The sequence below is a fragment of the Pseudomonas sp. Marseille-QA0332 genome (genome assembly GCF_054950175.1).
Genome location: NZ_CM143106.1, coordinates 732,235 through 757,689, shown reverse-complemented (window position 1 = coordinate 757,689; position 25,455 = coordinate 732,235). Strand labels below are relative to the sequence as shown.

Below are 25,455 nucleotides of genomic sequence, written 5' to 3'. Positions count from 1 at the left end.
CACATGCGAACTGTAACTTCTAGCCGCGCCCTGCCGCCAACCGTGATGCCCTCTCCTGGAGTGCTCAATCGCCTGACCAGAAAACTGAGTGGCCGACGCAGCTTGCAGATCGGCCTGGCAATCTTCATCGTGATTGCACTCGCGGGCGTGTTGTCCCCCTGGTTGATGCCCCACGACCCGTTCACCCAGAACATGGCCCAGCGCATGCTGCCACCCGTCTGGACTGAGAAAGGCACCTGGGAACACATCCTTGGCACCGACAAACTGGGCCGCGATTACCTGAGTCGTCTGTTGTACGGTGCCCAGGTATCGCTGCTGATCGGCCTGAGCGCCGCGCTACTGTCCTGCCTGATAGGTACGACGATGGGCGTGCTTGCCGGCTACTTCGGCGGACGAGTAGACAGCGTGGTCAGCTACATCATCACCACCCGCCTGGCCATGCCGGTCATTCTCGTGGCCCTGGCGCTTTCGGCGCTTACTGGTGGCTCACTGAAAATGGTCATCTTGCTTCTTGGATTGCTGCTGTGGGACCGATTCGCCATCGTCAGCCGTTCGGCCACCCAGCAACTGCGTGACTCTGAGTTCATCGCGGCAGCCAAAACGCTGGGAGCATCGACGCCCTACATCCTGCTTCGCGAACTGTTGCCCAACATCCTCAGCGCCTTGCTCGTGGTGTTCACGCTCGAGATCGCTCACGCCATCCTGCTGGAATCGACGCTCTCTTTCCTGGGCCTTGGCGTGCAGCCACCGACCCCATCCTGGGGCCTGATGATCTCCGAGGGTAAGGCGTACATGTACTTCCAGCCCTGGGTCATCATGATCCCTGGCATTGCGCTGGTTGCGCTGGTACTGGCGATCAACCTAATCGGCGACGGTCTTCGCGACCTGCTCACTCCTGACGGCCGTCATTGAGGACTTCACGATGAAACCTTTGCTGGATGTAAAGAACCTACGGGTTGCGCTCCCTACCGCCAAAGGCACCGTCAATGCCGTCCGTGGCATCGACCTGCAAATTAACCGGGGCGAGATGTTGTGCATCGTCGGTGAGTCGGGTTGCGGAAAATCGCTGACCTCCCTGGCGCTGATGGGGTTGCTCCCGAAGAAGGCCCAGGTCGATGCCGATGTGATGAACTTTGATGGCATGGACCTGCGCAATATCAGCTTCAAAGAGCGCTCCCAACTGCGTGGCAATCGGATCTCGATGATTTTTCAAGAGCCGATGACCTCACTGAATCCCTCCTACACGCTGGGCAACCAGTTGTGCGAGGCTATTCGTCTTCACCAGGGTGCGACTCGGCAGGAGGCATTGGATCGGGCCGTATATCTACTGGAGCGTACTGGCATCCAGAATGCCGCTACCCGTTTGAAACAGTACCCGCACCAGCTGTCCGGTGGACTGCGCCAGCGGGTCATGATCGCCATGGCTCTGATGTGCAAGCCTGACCTGATTATCGCCGACGAACCGACCACCGCACTGGACGTGTCCATCCAGGCCCAGATCCTGCGGCTGATTCGAGAGCTTCAGCAGGAAACCGGTACTGCCGTGCTGTTCATCACCCACGACCTGGGCGTGGTAGCACGCATCGCTGATCGGGTCGCGGTCATGTATGCCGGCCGTGTCATTGAGCAGGCGCCGGTTGGGGAGCTTTTTGCCAACCCACAACACCCTTACACCCAGAGTTTGCTCAATTGCATCCCAGTTCGCGGCAAGACAGCGCCCGGCAGTCATCTGACGGCCATTCCAGGTGTGGTACCCAGCCTGATTGGCGCCGTTTCAGGCTGTGCATTTGCCAACCGCTGCAGCCATGCCTTTGATCGTTGCGGCAAGACAGTTGACAGCCGTGGTGCGGCCGAAACCCATTTGGTGCACTGCAACCTGACCCCGCAAGCTGCGCAGAGGGCAATGGCATGAGCCGCGAAACCGTTCTCGAGCTGATAGACCTCAAGCGTACCTATCAAGTGCGTCAAGGCCTTTTCAATCCACCCGTTGAGCTCAAGGCCGTCGACGGCATCTCGCTGAAAGTGCACAAGGGGGAAACCCTGGGCCTGGTAGGCGAATCCGGCTGCGGTAAAAGTACCCTGGCGAAGATGTTGCTCGGCCTGCTCGAACCAAGCAGCGGACGCATCCTCCTCAACAACCGCGACCTAAATGCACAAGAACGCCTGCAGCGGGCGCGGACCATCCAGCCGGTTTTCCAGGATCCGTACTCATCGCTGAATCCGCGCAAGACTATTGCAGAGATCGTGGGGCTGCCTCTGCAGCTGCATGGCCTGGGCACGCCGGCGGAGCAGCAGCGTGCAGTGCGCCAGATGTTAGACCAGGTGGGCATGCCTGAGCGCACGGCCGAGCAGTACCCTGGCCAACTGTCCGGTGGCCAGCGCCAGCGGGTGGCTATTGCGCGCGCCCTGATGCTCAAACCTGACATTCTGATCTGTGACGAGCCGACCTCAGCGCTGGATGTCTCGGTACAGGCGCAAATTCTCAACCTGCTGTTGGACCTCAAGCGCGAACTGAGTCTGACCTACCTGTTCATCAGTCACGACCTGGGCGTGGTTGAACATTTGGTCGACAACGTCGCGGTGATGTACCGCGGGCAGATAGTGGAACACCAGAGTCGGGAGCGGATGTTTGATCATCCTGAACACCCCTACACCCGAATGCTTCTGGCCAGTGCCCTGACACCCGAACCAGGTTTAGGCATACCGGACATTGCCCGGGATTTCGAGCTGAGCTAACGCCCTGCTTCATCACTTCTATCACTTTTGCATGAGCACAACGGAGCCTTCATGTCGCGTCAACATGCCCTCGAACTGGTAACTGACTACTTCGACACCGGATATTTCGAACAAACCCTGCGCGAACGTGTGGCCGTAGCCACCGAAAGCCAACGCAGCGAAAGCCTGCCTTTACTGTACAGCTACCTTGATCAGTTGATCATCCCCAAGCTGGAAGCGCTAGGTTTCACCTGCCGAGTGCAGGACAACCCGCTGCCAGGCCGCAGCCCGTTCCTGGTCGCCGAGCGCCTGGAGCAGGATGCTGCTGGCACCCTGTTGACCTATGGTCACGGTGACGTGGTCAATGGTTACGACGATCAATGGCGCGAAGGGCTGTCGCCCTGGAACCTGACCATTGAAGGCGACGTCTGGTATGGCCGCGGAACGGCCGATAACAAAGGTCAACACACCGTCAACCTGCTGGCGTTGGAAGCGGTGCTAAAGGCCCGGGAAGGACGCCTAGGCTACAACGTCAAGATCCTGCTCGAAATGGGAGAGGAAGCCGGTTCGCAAGGGCTGCACCAGTTCTGCCGCGAACAGAGCGAAGCCCTCGCCGCTGACCTGCTGATTGCCTCCGACGGGCCTCGCCTGTCCGCAGAGGACCCTACGATCTTCTGCGGCTCCCGCGGCGCCGTGAACTTCGACTTCACCATCAAGCTGCGCCCGGGCGGCCACCATTCCGGCAACTGGGGTGGCGTGCTGGCCAACCCGGGGATCCGCCTGGCGCATGCAATCGCGTCACTGGTCTCGCCAAGCGGCCAGGTCCTGGCACCCAAGCTACTGCCCAATGAGCTGCCGGCCAGCGTGCGCCAGGCGCTCAAGAGTGTTGAGGTTGGCAGCGATCCGAGTGCGCCGCCAATCGATCCGAATTGGGGCGAGCCGGGCCTTACCCCAGCCGAGCAGCTGTTCGGCTGGAACACCTTCGAAGTCATCGCGTTCAAGACCGGCAACCCTGACAACCCTGTCAATGCTATCCCGGGACACGCCTATGCGATGTGTCAGATCCGTTATGTGGTAGGCACGGACAACCGCAACTTCGTCAAGCACATCCGTGAGCACCTTGACGCCCACGGTTTCACCGACATCGAGGTCAAGCAAAACGGCGAAGAAGCAATGGCTACCCGCCTCGACCCGGACAGCGCCTGGGTGAAATGGGGGCTGTCGTCACTGCGCAAAACCACCGGCAAAGAGCCCGCCCTGCTGCCCAACCTGGGCGGTTCCTTGCCAAATGACGCATTCGCCGAGTTGCTGAACCTGCCAACCGTCTGGGTTCCGCACTCCTATCCAGCTTGTGCCCAGCACGCGGCAAATGAACACCTGCTCGGTAGCGTTGCCCGTGAATCCTTGCAGGTCATGGCCGGCCTGCTGTGGGACTTGGGTGACGATTTCGGCAAGCTCAAAGACCGTTGAACGTGTAGTCAGAATTGATGGAGGTCGATATGCAACATCCTTTCGCCGCCCAACGCGAACTGTTTCCCTCGCTGGAGCGCCTCAAGCAATTGTCGAGTTGCTCGCAGAGCGCGCTCGCCCTCCCCGTGCGCAGCGCGGCCCACGAGTACCTCGACAGCTTGAGTGAACGCGGTATGGATTGGGGCCTCTGGGTGGGTAAAGTGACTGCAGCCAAGGCGGAATTCGCCCGGCTGATCAACGCAGACCCGGATGAGATTGCGGTCTGCGCCAGCGTCACCGACGCGGCCGCATCCATCGCCAGCGCACTCGACTTCAGCGGCGCGCGCAATCGTGTCGTGCTTGGCGAACTGGACTTCCCCTCAGTGGGGCAACTCTGGCATGCCCAGCAACGCCACGGTGCCGACATCCAGGTCGTCGAAACCCATCCGCAGCAGGACAACTGCGCCGCCTATTGCAGCGCGATCGACGAGCGCACAATGTTGGTCAACCTGTCCGCGGTGTCCTACTACAACGGTCTGCGCCTGGATGTTGCCCGCATCACCGAGCACGCTCACCGCCAAGGCGCGCTGGTCTTCGTGGATGCCTATCAGGCCGCTGGCAGCGAAGTAATCGACGTGCGTCAGAGCGGTGTGGACATGCTTGCCAGTGGCGTGCAGAAGTACTTGCTCGGCGTCCCAGGGATTGCCTTCCTGTATGTGCGCCGCGAGCTGGCGCAGAAGCTCGAGCCATCCTTCACCGGCTGGTTTGGCCGTGCCAACCCTTTCGACTTCGACCTGAGACAGTTGGACTACGCGCCCGGTGCAGTTCGCTTCGATGTCGGCACTCCCCCCATGATGGCCGCCTTCATCGCCGAAGCGGCACTCAAGCTGATCAACGACACCGGGTCGGCCGCCATCCAGTGCTGGCAGCAGCACCTGTCACAAGTGACCATCGACATGGCTACGCGCTACGACCTCGAAGTCGCCAGCCCTCTCGATCCGGCACTGAAAGCCGCCAACACGGCAATCCGCGTCAGGGATGCCTCCAAAATCGAACAGCGCATGGCAGAGGCCGGGTTCATCGTTTCTGCACGCAATGACGTCATCCGCATCGCTCCACACTTCTACAACACCCAGCGAGATGTGTGTGATGCTGTGCGGATGCTGGCCGAGCTGGTTCATTCCTAACTACAACAAGGACTTTTCGATGCCACTCCACACCAAACAACCCAGTGGCCTGGACCCAATCTTGATTGCCTTCCAGGATTTCATGGCCGACCCGCGGGCAGAAAAAATCAATCTCAGCGTAGGGATGTGCTACGACGAGGACGGACGTATCCCGCTGATGAAAGCCGTCGCTCAAGCCCAACAAGCGCTGGCTCAACGCAATTACCCTTGGGGCTATTTGATGGGCGAAGGCCTGCCAGCGCTTCGCGAAAATGCCGCTCGAATGCTCCTGAGTGACGAGCTTTTCAACACACTTCAACCCCGCCTGGCCGTGTTCCAGACCCTGGGGGGCACTGGCGCTGTGAGGCTGGGAGCGGAGCTGGCTGGACAGCTCTGGCCGACAGCCCCAATGGCTTTGAGTCAGCCCACCTGGATCAATCACCCCGCAATTTTGCAAGCGGCGCAGCGGCAAGTTCTGCATTACGCCTACTACGACAGTAACCTGGGGGGCGTGAATTTCGATGCCATGCTACAAGGTCTGAACGGCTTGCCGAAGGGGGCGCTGGTTGTACTCCATGGCTGCTGTCACAATCCTACTGGCGCCGATCTCTCCACCGCCCAGTGGGAAGTTCTCGCTGATCGACTGCTGGAACTCGGTTTGAGGGCCTTTGTCGACGTGGCCTATGCCGGATTTGGCGAAGGTCTGGAGGGCGACTTGGCCCCCGTGCGCCTGCTGGCACGTAAAGGGGTACCGCTGCTGATCGCACTGTCCTTCTCCAAATCATTTGCGCTGTACGGTGAACGGGTCGGTGCGTTGATCATGATTGCGGAAGACTCCAGCCAGGCAGAAGCTGCCAATGATTTCCTCAAGGGCGTCACCCGCACCCTTTACTCCACGCCGCCAAGCCACGGCGCGATGGTGGTGAGCGAAATCCTGGCTGATCCCGCGCTGACCGCACTGTGGCGCCAAGAGCTGGAGGATATGCGCGTACGGATTCACGACGTGCGCGGCGCCCTGCTCGAGGCGGTTGGCGCTGGCCCCCATGACTTCAGCTGCCTGGTTCGGCAAAAAGGCCTGTTCTCTTATACCGGCCTCAGCGCTGAACAGGTTCACTGGATGAAGACGGAGCTCGCCGTGCACGCCGTGAGTGACGGTCGCATTTGCATGGCTGCAATCAACCGGAACAACATCCAACGAGTGGCAGAAGCGATGCGTGGTGCCGCTCGGATCTAAGCTGCTACCCGCTCATGTCTGCTGCCAATTGTAGGGAAAGCATTCCCGCAGAACCAAGCAAGGTGCGCATATAGTGGTGCGTCAAAGTGCCCCTGCCTGGTTGCACGAACTCCGTGCAGCTGGGCTACGGCTCAGCCTGCGGAGTCGCCGCGATCGCTAATTCGGAGGAAAAATCGGACAGGTCCTGTTCTGACGGGTTTCAGCGCCAACGCTCACCACCGCCATGCGGGTAGTGGCAACTTTTTTCAATGTTGCCTGTAAAACCACTGAAGCACGCAAACGTTTCTTAGAGCAGCACGTCCTTTTAACTCGATGCTCTCCCTGTGTACTAAACAGCTGATACGTGCAGCCCCTGAGGTTCTGCCGAGCCAACTAGCACGGGCAAGGCAAAATCCGGGAGAGCCCCCGCGGATTCAAATCCAACACTGTATCCCCGACCTATTCCCTCGTCTGCCCAACCCGGATCTGATCATGTACGTCTACCCGCATCTGGCCGGTACTGAAGTGGCTACGGCGATCGCGGATTTGGCCGGAGTTGCATTGCTGATCACACTCCTGGGAATTCTCATCAGAATTACGCTTCGCCAGTTCAATACCCACTCACACCTGGCGTTGGAAGCCGAGGAGCGGATTACGTTCACTGAGACATACCTAGCCTTGCTGAACGAAGGCAAGCTGAAGTCAGAAGAAGACCGGAAGCTGGTGCTGGAGAGCCTGTTCGGATCAACCAAGTCGGGCACTATGGACGAGATCCCGTTCTCCAGCCCTGTTGAGCTGATTTTCAAAACCATCTCTGACAAGAAAGTCAGTTGAGCGCATCACGGGTTCCGGCCTTGGTCATGTAGGCCGGGCCAACTCAGTGAGTGTTACGGCTGCCGCCACACGACTGTATTGGCCAGGAGCGCCCGGACTAGCAGCAGCTCGAACTTAGCCCGGCAGCGAAGAACTCTCACTCGACGGTGACAGAAGTACCTGCAAGGGCTTCTGGTCGATTTTTGCTCTCGATCCGAGACAGCTATAGGTCGAATGCCGCCACCCTAAATCCACTATCCACAAGGCCATTGATCGAAAGCACCTGGCCATTAGCCCAAAGAGGTAATCAGTCCCGAGCAGCTGTCCGCCACGGATTTTAATGTGCTAAACGGCATGCAGAATCTGCTCAGCATCTCGGTGGGGCAAAAAGTGGGGCAAATTTCTGATAGGCGTAAAAACACAAAGACATAAAAAAATCCAGTCACCGCTAAGTGACTGGATTCTTTGGAGTTATTTGGTCGGGACGGAGTGATTCGAACACTCGACCCCTTGCACCCCATGCAAGTGCGCTACCGGGCTGCGCTACGCCCCGACTGGTGTTGCCACTCCCAAACCATCTGAGAGCGTTGAGAAATGTACCCTAACCTCCTGATAAATGAAAGCTTTTTTTCAAAAAACTTTCCAACCAGCCGCTCAGGTCATTTCTTCAATACCACCAGTACATCCTCCAACTCGACGATCATCTGCCGAATAAGCTGCTTGTACTGGGTGGAATCTTCCTTGGCCTCGTCACTGGACATGCGCAAGCGCGCACCGCCGATGGTGAAGCCTTGGTCATACAGCAAGGCGCGGATCTGGCGGATCATCAGCACATCCTGACGCTGATAGTACCTTCGGTTCCCGCGCCGCTTGACCGGGTTGAGCTGGGGGAACTCCTGCTCCCAATAACGCAGCACATGCGGTTTCACCGCACAGAGCTCGCTGACTTCGCCAATGGTGAAGTAGCGTTTGCCTGGTATGGGCGGCAGCTCGTCGTTATGGCTTGGTTCCAGCATAGGCCTCAACCCGGGCCTTCAACTTCTGCCCTGGACGAAAGGTGACGACGCGGCGAGCGGTGATCGGGATTTCTTCCCCAGTCTTGGGGTTGCGGCCCGGACGCTGGCGTTTGTCCCGAAGGTCGAAGTTGCCGAAACCGGACAGCTTGACCTGCTCGTTGTCTTCAAGCGCGTGGCGAATCTCTTCGAAGAACAGCTCGACGAGCTCCTTGGCTTCGCGCTTGTTAAGTCCCAGCTCCTCGTACAGCCTTTCGGCCATCTCAGCTTTCGTCAGAGCACCCATACGCTATTTCCTTAACGTAGTGTTCAACCCTTGTTCGAGCGAGGTGAGGATTGCTTGCAGGGTGGCGTTCACCTCATCGTCGTTAAGAGTGCGCGATGGATGCTGCCAGGTCAAGCCAACCGCCAGGCTTTTTCTATCTGGATCAATACCTTTACCCTGGTACACGTCGAACAGCGTCAGGTCCGTGAGCCATTCGCCGGCATTGTTACGAATCGTCTCAAGCACGGCACTGGCGGAAACCTCGCGACCCGCGATCAGGGCCAGGTCGCGGCGGGTTTCCGGGAAGCGCGACAGTTCGCTGAACTTGGGCAGGCGTCCCTCGACCACCTCGCCAAGGACCAGCTCGAAAGCGAAGACCGGACGATCGAGACCGAGGGTCTTGGCCAGTTCAGGGTGCAGGGCGCCGATGTAGCCGACTTCCTGGCCGTCGCGCTCGATGCGGGCAGTCTGGCCGGGATGCAGGGCGGGATGCCGGCCGGCGACGAAGGTGAAGTCGTCGAGGGCGCCAGCGTAACCGAGCACCGCTTCGACGTCGGCCTTGACGTCGAAGAAATCGACGCTGTCACGGCCATTGGCCCAGGCTTCTGGCAGACGACTGCCGGTGACCACCCCAGCGAGCATCGGCTGCTGTTTGAGATCACCCAGCTGGCCAACGAAGCGCAAGCCGCTCTCGAACAGGCGCACACGGTCCTGCTGGCGATTGAGGTTGTGCTGCAGGGCCTTGACCAGGCCTGGCCACAGAGATGCGCGCATGGCGGCCATGTCACTGGAGATCGGGTTGGCCAACAGCAGCGGCTCGATGTCGGGGGTGAACAGTTCGAACAGCTTGGGGTCGATGAAGCTGTAGGTAATCGCTTCCTGGTAGCCGCGGGCGACCAGCAGTCGGCGCAAGGTCGGCAGCTCGCTGCGGGCTTCGCTGCGCGGCGTGGGCGCCAGACGCGCCTGCGGATAGCGGACCGGCAGACGATTATAGCCGTACAGGCGGGCCAGCTCCTCGATCAAGTCGACTTCCAGGCTGATGTCGAACCGGTGGCTCGGCACTGCCACGCTCCACTGCCCTGCCCCATTGGCGCTGGTTTTCAGGCCGAGGGCATTGAGCAGCCGTTCGATCTGGGCCGCTTCCATCTGCAACCCGAGCATCTGCTCGATGCGTTCGGCGCGCAAGATGATGGGCGCGATGCCTGGCAGGTGCTGCTGGCTAACGCTCTCGATGATCGGCCCCGCCTCGCCGCCGACGATCTCGAGCATCAGGGCGGTCGCGCGCTCCATCGCGTCACGGGCGAGCTGCGAGTCGACGCCCCGCTCGAAACGGTGCGAGGAATCGGTATGCAGGCCGTAGGAGCGAGCCTTGCCGGCAATGGCGATCGGATCGAAGAAGGCGCTCTCGAGGAACAGGTCGCGCGTCTTGGCGGATACGCCGCTATGCTCGCCACCCATGACGCCGGCGATGGCCAGGGCACGGACGTGGTCGGCGATGACCAGGGTATCTGGGCGCAAGGTGATTTCCTGGCCGTCGAGCAAAACCAGCTTCTCGCCTTCCTCGGCCAGGCGCACACGGATGCCACCGTTGATTTCGGCAAGATCGAAGGCGTGCATAGGCTGGCCGAGCTCAAGCATCACGTAGTTGGTGATGTCGACGGCAGCGTCGATGCTGCGCACGTCGCTGCGACGCAGACGCTCGACCATCCACAGCGGGGTCGGCCTGCTCAAGTCGACGTTACGGATGACGCGGCCCAGGTAGCGCGGGCAGGCAGCCGGCGCGGTCACTTCGACCGGGCGCGTTTCGTCGTTCGCGGGCGCGATGCCTGGAACGCTCGGGCGAGTGACCGGGACGTCATAGAGAGCACTGACGTCGCGAGCCAGGCCAGCGATGGACAGGCAGTCGCCACGATTGGGGGTCAGGCCGATCTCGATGCTGGTATCGTCGAGCGCGAGGTAGGTACGGACATCCTCGCCAACCGGCGCATCGGCGGCCAGCTCGAGCAAACCGTCGTTCTCTTCGCTGATCTGCAGCTCGGCTGCCGAACAGAGCATGCCGAACGACTCCACACCACGCAGCTTGGCTTTCTTGATCTTGAAGTCGCCGGGCAGCTCGGCACCGATCATGGCAAAGGGAATTTTCAGGCCGGGGCGCACATTGGGCGCGCCGCAGACCACCTGGAAGGTCTCGCTGCCGTTGCTGACCTGGCAGACGCGCAGCTTGTCGGCGTCCGGGTGTTGTTCAGTGGCGAGCACTTCGCCCACCACGATGCCGCTGAATTGTCCGGCGGCCGGGGTCACGCTATCGACCTCCAGACCGGCCATGGACAGACGAGCCACCAGCTCGTCGCGGGAGACATGCGGGTTTACCCAACCGCGCAGCCACTGTTCACTGAATTTCATGCTGTTCTCCTGGAATGTGCGTCGGATACGGGCCTAGCGGAATTGCGCAAGGAACCGCAGGTCGTTGTCGAAGAACAGACGCAGATCGTTGACGCCATAGCGCAGCATCGCCAGGCGCTCGACGCCCATGCCGAAGGCAAAGCCCTGGTACTCTTCGGGGTCGATGCCGGACATGCGCAGCACGTTCGGATGGACCATGCCGCAACCGAGCACCTCGAGCCAGCCGGTCTGCTTGCAGACGCGGCAGCCGTCACCGGAGCACATCACGCACTGGATGTCGACTTCGGCGGACGGCTCGGTGAAGGGGAAGAACGACGGTCGGAAGCGTACCGCCAGCTCCTTCTCGAAGAACACCCGCAGGAATTCTTCGATGGTGCCCTTGAGGTCGGCGAAGTTGATCCCCCGATCGACCAGCAGGCCTTCGACCTGGTGGAACATCGGCGAGTGAGTGATATCCGAGTCGCAGCGATAGACGCGGCCCGGGCAGACAATGCGGATGGGCGGCTGGCTGGACTCCATGGTCCGCACCTGCACCGGCGAGGTATGGGTGCGCAGCAGCATGTTGGCATTGAAGTAGAAGGTGTCGTGCATCGCCCGGGCCGGGTGGTGGCCGGGGATGTTGAGCGCTTCGAAGTTGTGGTAGTCGTCTTCGACCTCGGGGCCTTCGGCGATGCCGTAGCCGATATGGGTGAAGAACTGCTCGATGCGCTCGAGGGTTCGGGTGATCGGGTGCAGGCCACCGGTGGTCTGGCCACGGCCTGGCAGGGTCACATCAATGCACTCGGCAGCCAGACGCGCGCTCAGCGCGGCTTCCTCGAAGGCGGCCTTGCGTGCATTGAGCACCTCGGTGACACGCTCCTTGGCTTCGTTGATCAGTGCGCCGACCTTCGGCCGCTCTTCGGCCGGCAGGTTGCCCAGGGTCTTCATCACCTGGGTCAGTTCGCCCTTCTTGCCGAGGAACTGGACCCGGATCTGCTCCAGGGCATTGATGTCTTCAGCGCGCTCCACGGCTTCCAGGGCTTGGGAGACCAGCGCATCCAGGTTTTCCATGTACAGACTCCAGATACGAAATAGGGGAAGAGCTTTGCAGGCTCTTCCCCTATCGATGACGTTCAATACCCGGCGGCGCGAGCGTCGCCGGGTGATTGTCGTGGGTACTTAAGCCAGGACGGCTTTAGCTTTCTCGACAATCGCAGCAAACGCCGCTTTTTCGTTCACTGCCAGATCGGCCAGAACCTTGCGGTCGATTTCGATCGACGCCTTTTTCAGACCAGCAATCAGACGGCTGTAGGACAGACCGTTAGTGCGGGCACCGGCGTTGATACGAGCGATCCACAGAGCGCGGAACTGACGCTTCTTCTGACGACGGTCACGGTAGGCATATTGACCTGCCTTGATGACCGCCTGCTTGGCGACGCGGAATACGCGCGAGCGTGCACCGTAGTAGCCTTTAGCCAGTTTCAGAATTTTCTTGTGACGCTTACGAGCGATGACGCCACGCTTTACACGAGCCATGAGTAACTTCCTCTATCGTTGACCAGAATTAACGTACGCGCAGCATGCGCTCGACTTTTGCCACGTCGGACGGGTGCAGCAGGCTGCTACCACGCAGTTGACGCTTACGCTTGGTCGACATTTTGGTCAGGATGTGGCTCTTGAAAGCGTGCTTGTGCTTGAAGCCGGAAGCGGTTTTCAGGAAACGCTTCGCTGCACCGCTTTTGGTTTTCATCTTTGGCATGTTCGGAACTCCGCATTGAGTTGATAAACATAACCGCAAGGCCTGCCGTGCCCTGGTGGTTATTTTTTCTTTTTGGGGGCGATGACCATCATAAGCTGGCGTCCTTCCATCTTCGGATGCTGCTCGACGGTGCCGTATTCGACGAGGTCGGCTTCGACCCGCTTCAACAGCTCCATCCCCAGCTCCTGGTGGGCCATCTCACGACCACGGAACCTCAGAGAGATCTTGGCCTTGTCCCCATCACTAAGGAAACGTACCAGGTTGCGTAGTTTTACCTGGTAATCCCCTTCCTCCGTCCCTGGACGAAACTTGATTTCCTTGATCTGGATCTGCTTCTGGTTCTTCTTGGCTTCGTTGGCCTGCTTCTTCTTCTCGAAGAGGTGCTTGCCGTAGTCCATGACCTTGCAGACAGGCGGTTGCGCGTCTGCAGAGATTTCCACCAGATCCAGCTTCGCTTCTTCAGCGATACGAAGCGCTTCATCGATCGAGACGATGCCAATCTGCTCGCCGCCGACACCAATTAACCGAACCTCGCGGGCCGAGATATTCTCGTTGATCGGGGCCTTCGGGGCAGTTCGTTTATCGTTTCTCATATCACGCTTAATAGTCATTACTCCAATTCTTGGCGACCACGCCGGGAAACCGCATGCGCAAGATGCTCGGCGAACTGGGCGACGGGCATGGAGCCCAGGTCTGCGCCTTCGCGAGTACGCACAGCGACGGTTTGCGTTTCGACCTCACGGTCCCCTATAACCAAAAGGTACGGGACCTTGAGCAAGGTATGCTCGCGGATTTTAAAGCCGATCTTCTCATTTCTCAAGTCGGACTTGGCACGGAAACCGCTGGAATTCAGGGTTTTTTCCACGTCAAGGGCAAAATCGGCCTGTTTGTCGGTGATGTTCATGATCACCGCCTGGGTCGGTGCCAGCCAAGCCGGGAAGACGCCGGCGTAGTGTTCGATCAGCATGCCGATGAAGCGTTCGAACGAACCGAGGATGGCGCGATGCAGCATCACCGGGCGACGACGGTTGTTGTCTTCGGCAATGTAGCTGGCGTCGAGCCGCTCGGGCAGGTTCGGGTCGTACTGCAGGGTACCGCACTGCCAGTTGCGGCCGAGGCAGTCACGCAAGGTGAACTCGATCTTCGGACCGTAGAACGCGCCCTCGCCCGGCTGGTATTCCCACTCCAGGCCCGACTCGTTCAGCGCATCGGCCAGGGCGCCCTCGGCCCGATCCCACAACTCTTCGGAGCCGACCCGCTTGGCCGGACGAGTGGACAGCTTCATGGCCACGTCGGTGAAGCCGAAGTCCTTGTAGACGTCCAGGGTCAGGCGGATGAAGTCGGCCGCCTCTTTCTTGACCTGTTCCTCGGTGCAGAAGATGTGCGCATCGTCCTGGGTGAAGCCACGCACGCGCATGATCCCGTGCAAGGCACCCGAAGGCTCGTTGCGGTGGCAGGCACCGAATTCGGCCAGGCGCAGCGGCAGGTCACGATAGGACTTCAGGCCCTGGTTGAATACCTGTACATGGCACGGGCAGTTCATCGGCTTGACCGCGAAATCGCGACTTTCCGAGGAGGTGGTGAACATGTTCTCGGCATAGTTGGACCAGTGCCCGGAACGCTCCCACAGCACCCGATCGACCACTTGCGGGGTCTTGATCTCGAGGTAGCCATTCTCGCGTTGGACCTGGCGCATGTACTGCTCGAGCACCTGGTAGACGGTCCAGCCGGCGGCATGCCAGAACACCATGCCAGGAGCTTCTTCCTGCAGGTGGAACAGGTCGAGCTGCTTGCCGATCTTGCGGTGGTCGCGCTTTTCGGCTTCCTCGATGCGCTGGATGTAGGCTGCCAGCTGCTTCTTGTCAGCCCAGGCGGTGCCGTAGATGCGCTGCAGCTGCTCGTTCTTGGCGTCGCCGCGCCAGTAGGCGCCAGATAGCTTGGTGAGCTTGAAGGCCTTGAGGAAACGCGTGTTGGGCACGTGCGGACCGCGGCACATGTCGACGTATTCCTCGTGGTAGTACAGGCCCATGGCCTGCTCCCCCGGCATGTCCTCGATCAGGCGCAGCTTGTATTCTTCGCCACGGCTGGCGAACACATCGATGACCTCGGCGCGGGGCGTCATCTTCTTGATCACATCGTAGTCGGTGTCGATCAGCTGGCGCATGCGTGCTTCGATGGCGGCCAGGTCTTCAGGGGTGAACGGGCGCTCGTAGGCGATATCGTAATAGAAGCCTTCGTCGATCACCGGGCCGATCACCATCTTGGCGGTCGGATAGAGCTGCTTGACCGCATGGCCGATCAGGTGGGCGCACGAGTGACGGATGATTTCCAGCCCCTCCTGGTCCTTCGCGGTGATGATCTGCAGCGTGGCGTCATGGTCGATCAGGTCGCAGGCGTCGACCAGCTTGCCATCGACCTTGCCGGCGATGGTGGCCTTGGCCAGGCCAGCGCCGATCGACGCGGCGACTTGGGCAACGCTGACGGCCTGTTCGAAGGTCCGCTGACTGCCATCGGGAAGAGTGATTATGGGCATGGCGCCTCCTCTCCTAGTGGTGACCCCTACCAAAGGTCACGTGGGTTGGGATGAGCCAGTACAAGATCCGCCCTGCCTTTCCGTCGGGAAAGCCTGCCTCACAGTGGCAGAAGCCTTTCGGCCTGCCAGGGTCGAACCAGAGTGACTGGAAGATGAACAGCGACGCAAGCGGTCCGCTGCAAGCCGGCCATGCTAGCACGCGACTGGTCGCCAACGGAGAAAATTTTGGAAATGTCGGATTACGGTGAACTTGTAAGGAAAATTCTTCGTCACATTACCGGAAGCGTCCTACTCTTTATGAGACCTTACCCAAGGAGTTATCGGTTATGCGACTTCAGTCTCTTCTGGCCCTGAGCGCGGCAGGTGCCTTGCTGCTGCCACTGGCGGCGAACGCCGAGGCGTGGCCAGCCGGCAAGAAAGACGGCTACATGGCCCAGTGCGTCCAGGTAGCGAGCGGACAGGGTATCGATGCCAGCGCGGCCAAGCAGCACTGCGAGTGCGGCGCCAATGCCATCGAAAAGAATTTCACCACCAAGGAGATCGAGCAACTCGACAGCAAGGATGGCGTTGACGCCAAGCTGATGCAGCGCGCGCAGAACGTTGTCAAACAGGCATGCGCACCCAAGCGCTGATCATCTCGACACATGAATCTGGGGCGAAATTGCGCTCGATCATATTTGTGCGAGGTAATTGGCGCTAGACACTGAGAATTAGACTATGATGTTGTCCGTGCACCCTGTAGCCTCGGCCACATCGCACTACTGAAAAATTTCAAGTTTCCGGAGATTCACCCAATGTCCAATCGCCAAAACGGCACCGTCAAATGGTTCAATGATGAAAAAGGCTACGGCTTCATCACCCCACAAGGCGGCGGCGACGACCTGTTCGTACACTTCAAGGCCATCGAAAGCGACGGCTTCAAGAGCCTGAAGGAAGGCCAGACCGTCTCGTTCGTTGCCGAACGTGGCCAGAAGGGCATGCAGGCTGCACAGGTTCGTCCGGAGTAATTCGGCTTCCCCGCTGCAGAAAGAACCCGCCTTCATGGCGGGTTTTTTCATGGCTGGAATGTGCCAGCTCGACCGGATGGTTCGCGACCTGCTGGCAGAACGCCGAACGCCCTGCCCGCAACAGGCACCAGGGCAGCCATGGAAATGACCGCCTCCCGGCCAGGCCACCTACCCGCAGTTGACGCGGCTTACCACGCCCCGTTCGTCCACGTTCAGGTTCAACCGCTCGGAGCGATACTCCAAGGTCACCATGTCATGCGGCTTGAGGATCCGGGCGTACTGCGCCCCACTGGCCTGGCGTGCCTGTTCCAGCAACTCGGCACTGGCAGGCTTGCCAAGGGCGAATTCGGCGCCACTGGCCGAGCAGCGCCCATCGTTGGCAGCCGTGGTGACAGGCGCATGGTCGCCAGCCTTGGGCGCACCGCCAGTGCTGCAACCTGCCAGGACTGCGGCCACCAGCAACGTCGCCAGGGAAGCACGGGTACGGAACATGGATCCTCCTATCGATCACGGGAACTGACTAGTGCGACAATGCCATCAAGAGTTTGTTGCAAAACTGGACGAGTGTGCCTTAAATCCCGAGGCGCTGGCGAACCGCAATCGTGACTGGATTTTGCTTCGCACGATGGATAACCCGGCGTGCCAGGCCAGGTCTGGCTCTGGTCGCGTGACGCATGGCGTCGATCCGACGTCCGAAGCGGAGCACAGCCCGATTGGTCTGGGTTAGCAGGCCAGGCCTTCGACTCCATACGTAGTAGAGAATTTCCTATGAGCCGCCACAGCATCGATGCCGATATCAAGGTCAAGTGGGCCGAGGGCCAGAGCGCCTACAGCCCGGGAAGCGCGGAGGAACTGTTGCTGATTGCCGTGGACCTGCTGGTTCGCGAGCTTGGCGGCGAGGCAGCGCGCGGCTTCGTCGATCAGGTACTGGAGCGTTACGCCCCGGTGACATCTGCATGACCAGGTGCGCTACCTGCGCACGCCATCGGCGACGCTGGCGCCCGTCAATGCCTCTTTCTAGAGCATGGTCGAGCCGTTGAAAATAAATACCGCCAAACCGAACAGGATTTCCTAGTCTTGTTCGGAGTCCCGAACGAAGCCGTCGAAGAGCGAGCGGGCTTGTAGCGTCTCCACCTTGTCCTGCCGCAGCCCACAGCCCGTGCACGCCAAGCGCCCCGACTGGTACGAAACGTGCCTGTCCTGTCGCGCAACACAGCAATCTCAATAGGAAGAGAGAGAACAACAATGATCCAAGCTGCCATGAAAACCTTCGTACCGAGCGCGCTCGTGCTGCTGCTCGCCCTACCCACTGGCGCCAGCGCCCGTGAGGCCGAGCAACAGCAACAACAGCAACAACAGCAAGCATTGGCCAACGTGGTGATCCTTGCCACTGGCGGCACCATTGCCGGTGCCGGAGCAAGCGCCGCCAACAGCGCCACCTACCAGGCCGCCAAGCTGGGTGTCGACAAGCTGATCGCTGGCGTGCCAGAACTGGCCAACCTGGCCAAGGTACGAGGCGAGCAGGTGATGCAGATCGCCTCGGAGAGCATCACCAACGAGAACCTGCTGCAGCTGGGCAAGCGCGTCGCCGAACTGGCCGACAGCCCGGACGTGGACGGCATCGTCATCACTCACGGCACCGATACGCTGGAAGAAACAGCCTACTTCCTCAACCTGGTGGAGAAGACCGAAAAACCGATCGTGGTAGTCGGCTCGATGCGCCCGGGCACGGCCATGTCGGCTGACGGCATGCTCAACCTGTACAACGCCGTGGCCGTGGCCAGCAGCAAGGACGCACGCGGCAAGGGCGTACTGGTGACCATGAACGACGAGATCCAGTCAGGCCGCGACGTGAGCAAGATGATCAACATCAAGACGGAGGCCTTCAAGAGCCCGTGGGGCCCGCTGGGCATGGTCGTCGAAGGCAAGTCCTACTGGTTCCGCCTGCCGGCCAAGCGCCATACGGTGAGTTCGGAGTTCGACATCAAGCAGATCAGCAGCCTGCCAGCGGTCGACATCGCCTACAGTTATGGCAATGTCAGCGACACTGCCTACAAGGCTCTGGCCCAGAACGGCGCCAAGGCACTGATCCATGCCGGCACCGGCAACGGCTCGGTATCGTCGCGCGTGGTACCAGCCCTGCAGGAGCTGCGCAAGAACGGCGTACAGATCATTCGCTCGTCCCATGTGAACGCCGGCGGCTTCGTGCTGCGCAACGCCGAACAGCCGGACGACAAGAACGACTGGATCGTTGCGCACGACCTGAACCCGCAGAAGGCGCGGATTCTGGCCATGGTGGCCATGACCAAGACCCAGGACAGCAAGGAACTGCAACGCATCTTCTGGGAGTACTGAGCTCGCCGGAACGGTTGGAGCCTGCCGGCTCCAACCTCCTCCACCCCGCCAGACCACGCTTGCAGCGCCCCCCGTATTGCTTGCCTTACACATGGTTGCGAAATGGCCTACAGTCAAATACTGTACGCACATACAGCCAACCCAAGGACAAGCCTATGGCCACCTCTGCCGAAGACACCCCAGCCAGCTATGGCCAACTGGGCACGCGCATCCAGAAGATCATCAACAGCCCTGCCGCCCAACGCAGCCGCGCGGTGTTGATCCATCGCCTGGAGCATGAATGCCCGAATGACTGGGAAACGTTGCTCGCCGAAATCGCCGAGAACGACAACGTGACCATCGCCCATCGTGATGACGGTGGCGTGCAGCTGTTCTGGACCGTGACGAAGGAAGACTGATCGCTCATGAGAGCTCCGTTTTTGACCGCTGTATGCCTGTCGCTGGTCGCCAGCCTGGCCAACGCGCAGGCGCCACGGACCTTTCAGGAAGCGAAGAAAGTCGCCTGGAAGCTGTACGCACCTCAGTCCACCGAGTTCTACTGTGGCTGCAAGTATCAGGGTAACCGGATCGACCTGAAGGCTTGCGGCTATGTACCGCGCAAGAATGCCCAGCGCGCGTCGCGCATCGAGTGGGAACATATCGTCTCGGCCTGGGAGATCGGCCACCAGCGCCAATGCTGGCAACACGGCGGACGCAAGAATTGCGCGCGCAACGACAAGGTGTTCGAACGCGCCGAAGCCGACCTGCACAACCTGGTACCAAGCATCGGCGAGGTCAATGGCGATCGCAGCAACTACAGCTTCGGCTGGCTGCCCGAGCAGCGCGGGCAATACGGTAGCTGCCTGACCCAGGTCGACTTCAAGGCACGCAGAGTCATGCCGCGCCCGTCGATTCGCGGCATGATCGCGCGAACCTATTTCTACATGAGCAAGCGCTACGACCTGCGCCTGTCCAGGCAAGATCGCCAGTTGTTCGAAGCGTGGAACAGGGCCTATCCGGTCCAGCCCTGGGAACGGCAACGCAACCAAAGGGTCGCGTGCCTGATGGGCCATGGCAACGACTTCGTCGGCCCGGTCGACCTCAAGGCCTGCGGCTGAAGCTCAGGCCAGCGCCTGCAGATAGGCGCTGGCCTCGCTGTAGCGCGCCAGCCTGGCCATGTCGGCAGGCCCGGGATAGGGGATGCGAGACAGGTCGCTGTTATCGGCAAGATCGGCCAGCTTGACCACGCGCGCCAGCGGATCGCTGCCCACCCGCACGACGAAATCCACATAGCTTTCATCACGACGACGGCTCAACGCCAGAAGCGCAGCCAGAATCTTCAAGGGAAAACCCTGACGCGCCAGATCCGCCAGGGTGATGGAGGTGTCCTCCAGGACATCATGCAGGACCGCGACGATCCGCTCTTCCTGGGTGGACACCCGCATCATCACCCGTAGCGGATGAAGGATATAGGACGAACCACCCTTGTCGTACTGCCCCTCATGGGCACGGGCCGCTACTGCGATCGCCCTTTCCAACGTAGACATGCGGCCCTCCTGCTCAGCCTTGCCAACCCAAGCATAGCCGGGAGCGCAGGAGTTTTACCATGCCTCGTCAGCGTTTTCAGCGTGTTGCGCCGTGCTGGATGACGATCGAGTCGGTTCCAAGGCGAGCCATGACGTCGGCCCTGCGCGCCTCGGCCTCGGCCTTGCTCGGGAACGGCCCCATCAACACTATCGGCCGGCCTTCGCGATACTCGACGGACGAAGGAATGCCCTTCTCGAGCAGGCGGGCAGTCATGTCGGTGAGGGCGCCCATGTTGGCACCCTGGATGATCTCGACATCCCAGCCTTGCGGCGCCGGCTGGTCGGCCAGCGCTTCGGCCCGGCGCTGCAACTCGGCCCCGCCGCAGACCTCGCGGATCTCCAGATTGTCGCCGGTGGTATCGACGATGATGCGGTACTGCGCACCCTGCCTGATGGCGACATAGCTGCGGTACGCCTCGTACTGGCCGGCATCGTCCTTGCCCCGGAACTGGCCGCAGATCGTGCCCTCGGGAGAAATCCGCACGTTGGCGAACTTGGCGGTCTCGGGATTGCGCAGGTTTTGCGCGACCTGCTTGTGTACACCTTCGACTTCATTGTCACAGCCAGCCAGAACCAGCATTGCCATTACCACCGCGAGTTTGCGCACGCGAATATCTCCTTGTTGGAAGCCGGCGATTCTACCATGCGCCAGGTCCGCAGCGCTGCCAGGCGAGGCCGCCTCCGCAGGCGCAAGCCAGGCGGCACAAGGATCCTGGAGCGTGAACGCGACACAGGGCCGCAGCCACCGGCCAGGCAAACGCAAAAAGGGCGATCTTTTCAGATCGCCCTTTTCAATTTGGTAGGCACAATTGGACTCGAACCAACGACCCCCACCATGTCAAGGTGGTGCTCTAACCAACTGAGCTATGTGCCTGTCGTGTGGCGCGCATATTAAGAGCGATGGGCTAAGTTGTAAAGCATTTTTTCAAAAAAATCAGAAGCTTTGCGAACAGCGGCGAACGCTCGCGCGCCAGCCGGAACGTGTCTTGGGCCGGCGCCTGATGAACTCAGCAATACGCTGGAGTCATCCCCGCTTGCTGTCGACGCACCAGCGCCAGCAACGAGTAGAACATTGCAAGCGGCCACCATTGCCCGCCCGCCTGCCCTGCGATCAAGGTACCGACCATGGGTGTGGTGCCGCCGATCAGTGCCCCGCAGGCCTGGTAGGCCAGAGAGATGCCGGAATAACGTTGATACACCGGGAACACGTTGACGATATAGCCGGCGATGACGGCACAGAAGGCCGAGGAAAACACCTTGGTCAGGGAAATCCCTAGAATGATCATCGATGCCTGGCCCGTCTCGACCAGGCTGACATGACGTACGGGACCAGGACGCTGAATCCCGAAGCCAGCAAAAGTAGCAGCACGCTACCCAAGAATGGCAAGCGCCAGCCCCGTATAGATCGCCGGCCCGCCACAGGCGCGCCGGGAAACCCGAGACGGCGAGTAGATAGCCCCCACGTGGCCGCAGGCAAGGTAACGACGAATCAGGCATAGCCAAAGGGATTGCGCTTACGCGCAACGCGCCATGCCTGGCGCACGAACAAAAAGGGCGACCCTTTCGGATCGCCCTTCAGCTGCCCGGAAACCGGGACTTCGTTTGGTAGGCACAATTGGACTCGAACCAACGACCCCCACCATGTCAAGGTGGTGCTCTAACCAACTGAGCTATGTGCCTGTCGATGAGGGCGCATTCTACGCGTTCCAAAATCGCTGTCAACATTTTTTTCAAGGCTAACCCACTGAATCTGAAAAGATTATCCGCAGCCAAGGAAAAGCGCGTCCATCGGGGATTTTCAACGGATGACTAGCCGGTGTTTATTATTATTGATAGCATCGGCGCATTCGTTAAAAATATAAAACACGAGGTCCAGCGAGCATGGCTCATACTTCTTATCCCCAGTCCTACTACGCCGCCTCGGCGAACCCGGTGCCAGCCCGTCCGGCGCTGCAGGGCGAGGTAGAAACCGACATCTGCATCATCGGCGCAGGCTATACCGGCCTCTCCAGCGCCCTGTTCCTGCTCGAGAACGGCTTCAAGGTCACCTTGGTCGAGGCCGCCAAGGTCGGCTTCGGCGCGTCTGGTCGCAATGGTGGCCAGATCGTCAACAGCTACAGCCGTGACATCGATGTCATCGAACGTACCGTGGGCGCGCGCCAGGCGCAGCTGCTCGGCGAGATGGCCTTCGAGGGCGGCCGCATCATCCGTGATCGGGTAGCTCGCTACAATATCCAGTGCGACCTGAAGGATGGCGGCGTGTTCGCCGCGCTCAGCACTCGTCAGATGGGGCACCTGGAATCGCAGAAGCGTCTCTGGGAACGGTTCGGTCACAACCAGCTGGAGCTGCTGGACCGCAAGCGTATCCGCGAGGTGGTGGCTTGCGACAACTATGTCGGTGGCATGCTGGACATGAGCGGCGGCCACATCCACCCGCTCAACCTGGCGCTTGGCGAGGCGGCAGCGGTCGAATCGCTCGGCGGCACCATCTATGAACAGACTCCGGCGGTGCGTATCGAGCGCGGCGCCAATCCGGTGGTGCACACCCCGCAGGGCCGCGTGCGCGCCAAGTTCATCATCGTCGCTGGTAATGCCTACCTGGGCAACCTGGTACCTGAACTGGCAGCCAAGTCCATGCCATGCGGCACCCAAGTGATCACCACCGAACCACTGGGGGACGAGCTGGCCCGTTCGCTGTTGCCGCAGGACTACTGCGTCGAAGACTGCAACTACCTGCTCGACTACTATCGGCTGACCAGCGACAAGCGCCTGATCTTCGGCGGCGGCGTGGTCTACGGTGCGCGTGACCCGGCGAACATCGAGGCGATCATCCGACCGAAGATGCTCAAGGCGTTCCCGCAGCTCAAGAACGTGAAGATCGACTACGCCTGGACCGGCAACTTCCTGCTGACCCTGTCGCGCCTGCCGCAGGTCGGTCGCCTGGGCGACAACATCTACTACTCCCAAGGCTGCAGTGGTCACGGCGTGACCTATACGCATCTGGCCGGCAAGGTACTGGCCGAGGCCCTGCGCGGCCAGGCCGAGCGTTTCGACGCCTTCGCCAGCCTGCCGCACTACCCCTTCCCTGGCGGCCAGCTGTTGCGTGTCCCGTTCAGCGCCCTGGGCGCCTGGTACTACAGCCTGCGCGACCGCCTGGGCGTCTGACCCTCGGCCTTACCGGTGGTCAGTGCCAAGGCTGCTGACCGCCTGCCGTGCAGCACGCTCCTGGCCGGCCCGCGCCAGTTCCTCGGCGGCGCGCAGCCAGCGCTGCCGGTCCACCTGGGCCGGTAGCTGCCGGGGCGGCTGCACCAGCACCGCCCAACTGCCCTCTTGCGCCCAGGCCTGGGCGAATGTCTCGAACGCAATCATCTGCCGGCGATTCATGCCCGCACGCAGCACCACGCGCTGCTTGTAGCTGTCATAGCCGACCAGCAGCGCATAGCGGGGTCCACCCCACAGCGACGAGCCTTCCCGATAGCGCAACAGTACCGGATTGCCAGCCGCCACCTGGGCGAGCAAAGCCTCGAGCTGTTCGTCCAGCCGGTACACGACCATGCCGTAGTCGCGAGCCACGCGAGCAATGCTGGCCTGCAACGAATCCACCTGTTCGGGCAGACCCAGCGGCTCGTCCAGCAGGCCTGGCGTGACTTGCACACCCTGCTGGGACAGGATCGCCGCCAGGGCCATCGCTCCACTCTGGTTGGCCTGGCCGCGATAGAAGGGCACGCTGCTGATTTCGACCCGCTGCGGCAGGCCCTTGGTCTGGAGTACAGGATGGCTGGAACAGCCAGCCACAATGGCGCCCGTCACACAGGCCAGCAGCAGCCGGCGCAAAGTGGCGAGAGGCTTGGAGAGAACTGGCAGCATGGGCACTCGCTTTGTAGATGCGCCAGGCACACGGCACCTGGTGCGGGACAGGCATGATAGGCCGCGTGCCTGTCTCGGTACAGCCCACCTGCGCCGCGGCGGCATCGGTTTTCACGAAGAAGGCCGCCCGGCCGGCGCTGTCCGAGCCGACCAGGGCGAGCCTGGCCGGTCCAGGCGGCGCGAAGCTGCGTATTCCCGGCAACGTCTTCGCTACTCTTGCGGCGCCTCCTTCTTCAGCCTGGCGCGACGCGCCAGGATGTTGAGCACTTCGATGGCGGTCGAGAAGGCCATGGCGGCGTACACGTAGCCCTTCGGCACATGCGCGCCGAAACCTTCGGCGATCAAGGTCATGCCGATCATGATCAGGAAGCCCAGCGCCAGCATGACCACGGTCGGGTTGTCATTGATGAACCTGGCCAGCGGGTCGGCGGCTACCAGCATCACGACGACGGCTACGATCACGGCGATGATCATGATCGGCAGATGCTCGGTCATGCCAACGGCGGTGATGATGCTGTCGATCGAGAAGACGATGTCCAGCAGCAGGATCTGGCCGATCGCCGCGGCGAAGCCCAGGGTCACGGTGGATCCTGCCTTGGACGCTTCCTTGGCGCCATGCGGGTCGACGCTTTCGTGGATCTCCTTGGTAGCCTTCCAGAGCAGGAACAGGCCACCGGCGATAAGAATCATGTCCTTCCAGGAGAAGGCATGGCCGAACACCTCGAAGACCGGCTCGGTCAGTTGGACGATCCAGGCCACGGTGCTGAGCAGCGCCAGGCGCATGACCAAGGCCATGCTGATGCCGATGCGCCGGGCTTTGGAACGATAGGCTTCGGGCAGCTTGTTGGTGAGGATGGAGATGAAGATCAGGTTGTCGATGCCCAGCACCACTTCCATGGCGACCAGGGTGGCGAGTGCCACCCAGGCGGTCGGGCTCGAGGCGAGTTCCAGCAAGTATTCCATGATCGATCCTGTGTCGGTTGAAGGTCAGATGTCCTGGGTGTCGCCTGGCTGGTCGGTGTCCTTGTCCTGCCTGTCCGGCGCACCGATGGCTTCGCTCAGCGTCTGCTGCGCGGCCTGGTGGGTCTCGTCGATGGCCTGTCTGGCCGATTCCGACGCCTGATCGATCATCTGTCGAGCCGACTGCTCCGCCTGGTCGCAACCGACCGTGGCGACCAGCGCCAAGGTCAGCACCAATGGCGTTCCGATCGATTTGAAGTGAAACATGGGTCCCTCGCTTGTCAATGATTCCAGCGCCAACGGCGTGGCTGATGGGCTGATTCTAGAGCGCTGAACACCTCAGGAAAATTCGTATTTTCATCGGGTATACTTCGGTTTTCCCGAACAGATCGA

The 25,455-nt window shown here is 60.7% G+C and carries 28 protein-coding genes, 3 tRNA genes and 1 pseudogene; 14 read left to right on the top strand and 18 right to left on the bottom strand.

Translation table 11 applies throughout. The features are described 5' to 3' along the window. Window positions 1-3: 3 nt before the first annotated feature. From ACY8GK_RS03805 to ACY8GK_RS03775, 7 genes and pseudogenes are all read left to right on the top strand, one after another. Window positions 4-912: an ABC transporter permease gene (locus ACY8GK_RS03805; RefSeq protein ID WP_462402344.1), complete on the top strand. Its 909-nt coding sequence runs from the start codon at window positions 4-6 to the stop codon at window positions 910-912. A gap of 10 nt (window positions 913-922) precedes the next feature. Then, window positions 923-1,912, top strand: coding sequence for an ABC transporter ATP-binding protein (locus tag ACY8GK_RS03800; RefSeq protein ID WP_462402343.1), 990 nt, complete (start codon window positions 923-925; stop codon window positions 1,910-1,912). Beyond that, window positions 1,909-2,712 (top strand): annotated as a pseudogene (locus tag ACY8GK_RS03795) (ATP-binding cassette domain-containing protein); the annotation flags it as partial. The gene ACY8GK_RS03800 and the pseudogene ACY8GK_RS03795, both read left to right, overlap by 4 nt. A gap of 75 nt (window positions 2,713-2,787) precedes the next feature. Then, entirely contained in the window at window positions 2,788-4,185 is a 1,398-nt protein-coding gene (locus tag ACY8GK_RS03790; RefSeq protein WP_462402342.1) for a M20 family metallopeptidase, read from the top strand. Window positions 4,186-4,202: 17 nt separating this feature from the next. After that, window positions 4,203-5,351 carry an aminotransferase class V-fold PLP-dependent enzyme gene (locus ACY8GK_RS03785; protein WP_462402976.1) on the top strand — a complete coding sequence of 383 codons (1,149 nt, stop codon included), beginning with the start codon at window positions 4,203-4,205 and terminating at the stop codon, window positions 5,349-5,351. A 19-nt stretch (window positions 5,352-5,370) separates the two neighbouring features. Then, window positions 5,371-6,564 carry an aromatic amino acid transaminase gene (locus tag ACY8GK_RS03780; protein ID WP_462402341.1) on the top strand — a complete coding sequence of 398 codons (1,194 nt, stop codon included), beginning with the start codon at window positions 5,371-5,373 and terminating at the stop codon, window positions 6,562-6,564. A gap of 471 nt (window positions 6,565-7,035) precedes the next feature. Then, window positions 7,036-7,377 (top strand): DUF6161 domain-containing protein, encoded by a 342-nt coding sequence (locus ACY8GK_RS03775; protein ID WP_462402340.1) that lies wholly within the window; start codon window positions 7,036-7,038, stop codon window positions 7,375-7,377. A 455-nt stretch (window positions 7,378-7,832) separates the two neighbouring features. Here the strand turns inward: ACY8GK_RS03775 and ACY8GK_RS03770 are convergent. The 9 genes from ACY8GK_RS03770 to thrS form a co-directional block, all read right to left on the bottom strand. Beyond that, a tRNA-Pro gene (locus ACY8GK_RS03770) sits at window positions 7,833-7,909 on the bottom strand. Window positions 7,910-8,015: 106 nt separating this feature from the next. Then, the gene (locus tag ACY8GK_RS03765; protein WP_196179845.1) at window positions 8,016-8,372 is read right to left on the bottom strand and encodes a MerR family transcriptional regulator; all 357 of its coding nucleotides are present in this window, start codon (window positions 8,370-8,372) and stop codon (window positions 8,016-8,018) included. Further along, the gene (gene ihfA / locus ACY8GK_RS03760) at window positions 8,353-8,655 is read right to left on the bottom strand and encodes an integration host factor subunit alpha (RefSeq protein ID WP_009394049.1); all 303 of its coding nucleotides are present in this window, start codon (window positions 8,653-8,655) and stop codon (window positions 8,353-8,355) included. The genes ACY8GK_RS03765 and ihfA overlap by 20 nt, the downstream gene beginning before the upstream one ends. A gap of 3 nt (window positions 8,656-8,658) precedes the next feature. Further along, complete coding sequence (gene pheT, locus ACY8GK_RS03755) at window positions 8,659-11,037, bottom strand: phenylalanine--tRNA ligase subunit beta (RefSeq protein ID WP_462402339.1); 2,379 nt, start codon at window positions 11,035-11,037, stop codon at window positions 8,659-8,661. A gap of 33 nt (window positions 11,038-11,070) precedes the next feature. Beyond that, complete coding sequence (gene pheS, locus ACY8GK_RS03750; protein WP_462402338.1) at window positions 11,071-12,087, bottom strand: phenylalanine--tRNA ligase subunit alpha; 1,017 nt, start codon at window positions 12,085-12,087, stop codon at window positions 11,071-11,073. A 108-nt stretch (window positions 12,088-12,195) separates the two neighbouring features. Continuing rightward, window positions 12,196-12,552, bottom strand: coding sequence for a 50S ribosomal protein L20 (gene rplT / locus ACY8GK_RS03745; RefSeq protein ID WP_003250671.1), 357 nt, complete (start codon window positions 12,550-12,552; stop codon window positions 12,196-12,198). Window positions 12,553-12,580: 28 nt separating this feature from the next. Beyond that, the gene (gene rpmI, locus ACY8GK_RS03740) at window positions 12,581-12,775 is read right to left on the bottom strand and encodes a 50S ribosomal protein L35 (RefSeq protein WP_009394045.1); all 195 of its coding nucleotides are present in this window, start codon (window positions 12,773-12,775) and stop codon (window positions 12,581-12,583) included. A 59-nt stretch (window positions 12,776-12,834) separates the two neighbouring features. Then, window positions 12,835-13,386, bottom strand: a complete 552-nt coding sequence (gene infC, locus ACY8GK_RS03735) for a translation initiation factor IF-3 (protein WP_196179839.1) — start codon at window positions 13,384-13,386, stop codon at window positions 12,835-12,837. Beyond that, window positions 13,386-15,308 (bottom strand): threonine--tRNA ligase, encoded by a 1,923-nt coding sequence (thrS, locus tag ACY8GK_RS03730; protein WP_462402337.1) that lies wholly within the window; start codon window positions 15,306-15,308, stop codon window positions 13,386-13,388. Before thrS ends, infC begins: the two co-directional genes overlap by 1 nt. Before the next feature lie 326 nt (window positions 15,309-15,634). On the opposite strand from thrS, the gene ACY8GK_RS03725 reads away from it, so the two are divergent. Continuing rightward, window positions 15,635-15,940: a hypothetical protein gene (locus ACY8GK_RS03725; RefSeq protein ID WP_196179837.1), complete on the top strand. Its 306-nt coding sequence runs from the start codon at window positions 15,635-15,637 to the stop codon at window positions 15,938-15,940. A 162-nt stretch (window positions 15,941-16,102) separates the two neighbouring features. Then, on the top strand, window positions 16,103-16,315 hold the full coding sequence (locus ACY8GK_RS03720; protein WP_196179836.1) for a cold-shock protein: 213 nt from the start codon (window positions 16,103-16,105) through the stop codon (window positions 16,313-16,315). Between the two features lie 168 nt (window positions 16,316-16,483). Here the strand turns inward: ACY8GK_RS03720 and ACY8GK_RS03715 are convergent, their stop codons facing one another. Then, on the bottom strand, window positions 16,484-16,807 hold the full coding sequence (locus ACY8GK_RS03715; protein ID WP_462402336.1) for an I78 family peptidase inhibitor: 324 nt from the start codon (window positions 16,805-16,807) through the stop codon (window positions 16,484-16,486). Window positions 16,808-17,083: 276 nt separating this feature from the next. On the opposite strand from ACY8GK_RS03715, the gene ACY8GK_RS03710 reads away from it, so the two are divergent. From ACY8GK_RS03710 to ACY8GK_RS03695, 4 genes are all read left to right on the top strand, one after another. Continuing rightward, entirely contained in the window at window positions 17,084-17,275 is a 192-nt protein-coding gene (locus ACY8GK_RS03710) for a hypothetical protein (RefSeq protein WP_196179834.1), read from the top strand. Between the two features lie 300 nt (window positions 17,276-17,575). Then, window positions 17,576-18,670, top strand: a complete 1,095-nt coding sequence (locus ACY8GK_RS03705) for an asparaginase (RefSeq protein WP_462402335.1) — start codon at window positions 17,576-17,578, stop codon at window positions 18,668-18,670. Window positions 18,671-18,825: 155 nt separating this feature from the next. Further along, window positions 18,826-19,068, top strand: coding sequence for a DUF1654 domain-containing protein (locus tag ACY8GK_RS03700; RefSeq protein ID WP_196179832.1), 243 nt, complete (start codon window positions 18,826-18,828; stop codon window positions 19,066-19,068). A gap of 6 nt (window positions 19,069-19,074) precedes the next feature. Continuing rightward, complete coding sequence (locus tag ACY8GK_RS03695; RefSeq protein WP_462402334.1) at window positions 19,075-19,767, top strand: endonuclease; 693 nt, start codon at window positions 19,075-19,077, stop codon at window positions 19,765-19,767. A gap of 3 nt (window positions 19,768-19,770) precedes the next feature. Here the strand turns inward: ACY8GK_RS03695 and ACY8GK_RS03690 are convergent, their stop codons facing one another. From ACY8GK_RS03690 to ACY8GK_RS03670, 5 genes are all read right to left on the bottom strand, one after another. Beyond that, a complete protein-coding gene (locus ACY8GK_RS03690; RefSeq protein ID WP_196179829.1) occupies window positions 19,771-20,196 on the bottom strand; it encodes a GTP pyrophosphokinase in 426 nt (141 codons plus the stop codon). A 76-nt stretch (window positions 20,197-20,272) separates the two neighbouring features. Then, window positions 20,273-20,842 (bottom strand): SPOR domain-containing protein, encoded by a 570-nt coding sequence (locus ACY8GK_RS03685; protein WP_462402333.1) that lies wholly within the window; start codon window positions 20,840-20,842, stop codon window positions 20,273-20,275. A gap of 190 nt (window positions 20,843-21,032) precedes the next feature. Further along, window positions 21,033-21,109 (bottom strand) — tRNA-Val (locus tag ACY8GK_RS03680). Between the two features lie 133 nt (window positions 21,110-21,242). Beyond that, complete coding sequence (locus tag ACY8GK_RS03675) at window positions 21,243-21,521, bottom strand: hypothetical protein (protein ID WP_462402332.1); 279 nt, start codon at window positions 21,519-21,521, stop codon at window positions 21,243-21,245. A 317-nt stretch (window positions 21,522-21,838) separates the two neighbouring features. Then, window positions 21,839-21,915: transfer RNA gene (locus tag ACY8GK_RS03670), tRNA-Val, on the bottom strand. A gap of 201 nt (window positions 21,916-22,116) precedes the next feature. On the opposite strand from ACY8GK_RS03670, the gene ACY8GK_RS03665 reads away from it, so the two are divergent. Further along, window positions 22,117-23,400, top strand: a complete 1,284-nt coding sequence (locus tag ACY8GK_RS03665; RefSeq protein ID WP_196179825.1) for an NAD(P)/FAD-dependent oxidoreductase — start codon at window positions 22,117-22,119, stop codon at window positions 23,398-23,400. Window positions 23,401-23,409: 9 nt separating this feature from the next. Here the strand turns inward: ACY8GK_RS03665 and ACY8GK_RS03660 are convergent, their stop codons facing one another. The 3 genes from ACY8GK_RS03660 to ACY8GK_RS03650 all read right to left on the bottom strand — a co-directional run bounded on the left by ACY8GK_RS03660 (window position 23,410) and on the right by ACY8GK_RS03650 (window position 25,329). Then, window positions 23,410-24,102, bottom strand: coding sequence for a peptidase C39 family protein (locus ACY8GK_RS03660; protein ID WP_196179822.1), 693 nt, complete (start codon window positions 24,100-24,102; stop codon window positions 23,410-23,412). A 210-nt stretch (window positions 24,103-24,312) separates the two neighbouring features. Next, entirely contained in the window at window positions 24,313-25,065 is a 753-nt protein-coding gene (locus ACY8GK_RS03655) for a TerC family protein (RefSeq protein WP_196179820.1), read from the bottom strand. 24 nt (window positions 25,066-25,089) lie between these two features. Beyond that, window positions 25,090-25,329, bottom strand: a complete 240-nt coding sequence (locus ACY8GK_RS03650) for a hypothetical protein (RefSeq protein ID WP_462402331.1) — start codon at window positions 25,327-25,329, stop codon at window positions 25,090-25,092. Between the last annotated feature and the right edge of the window lie 126 nt (window positions 25,330-25,455).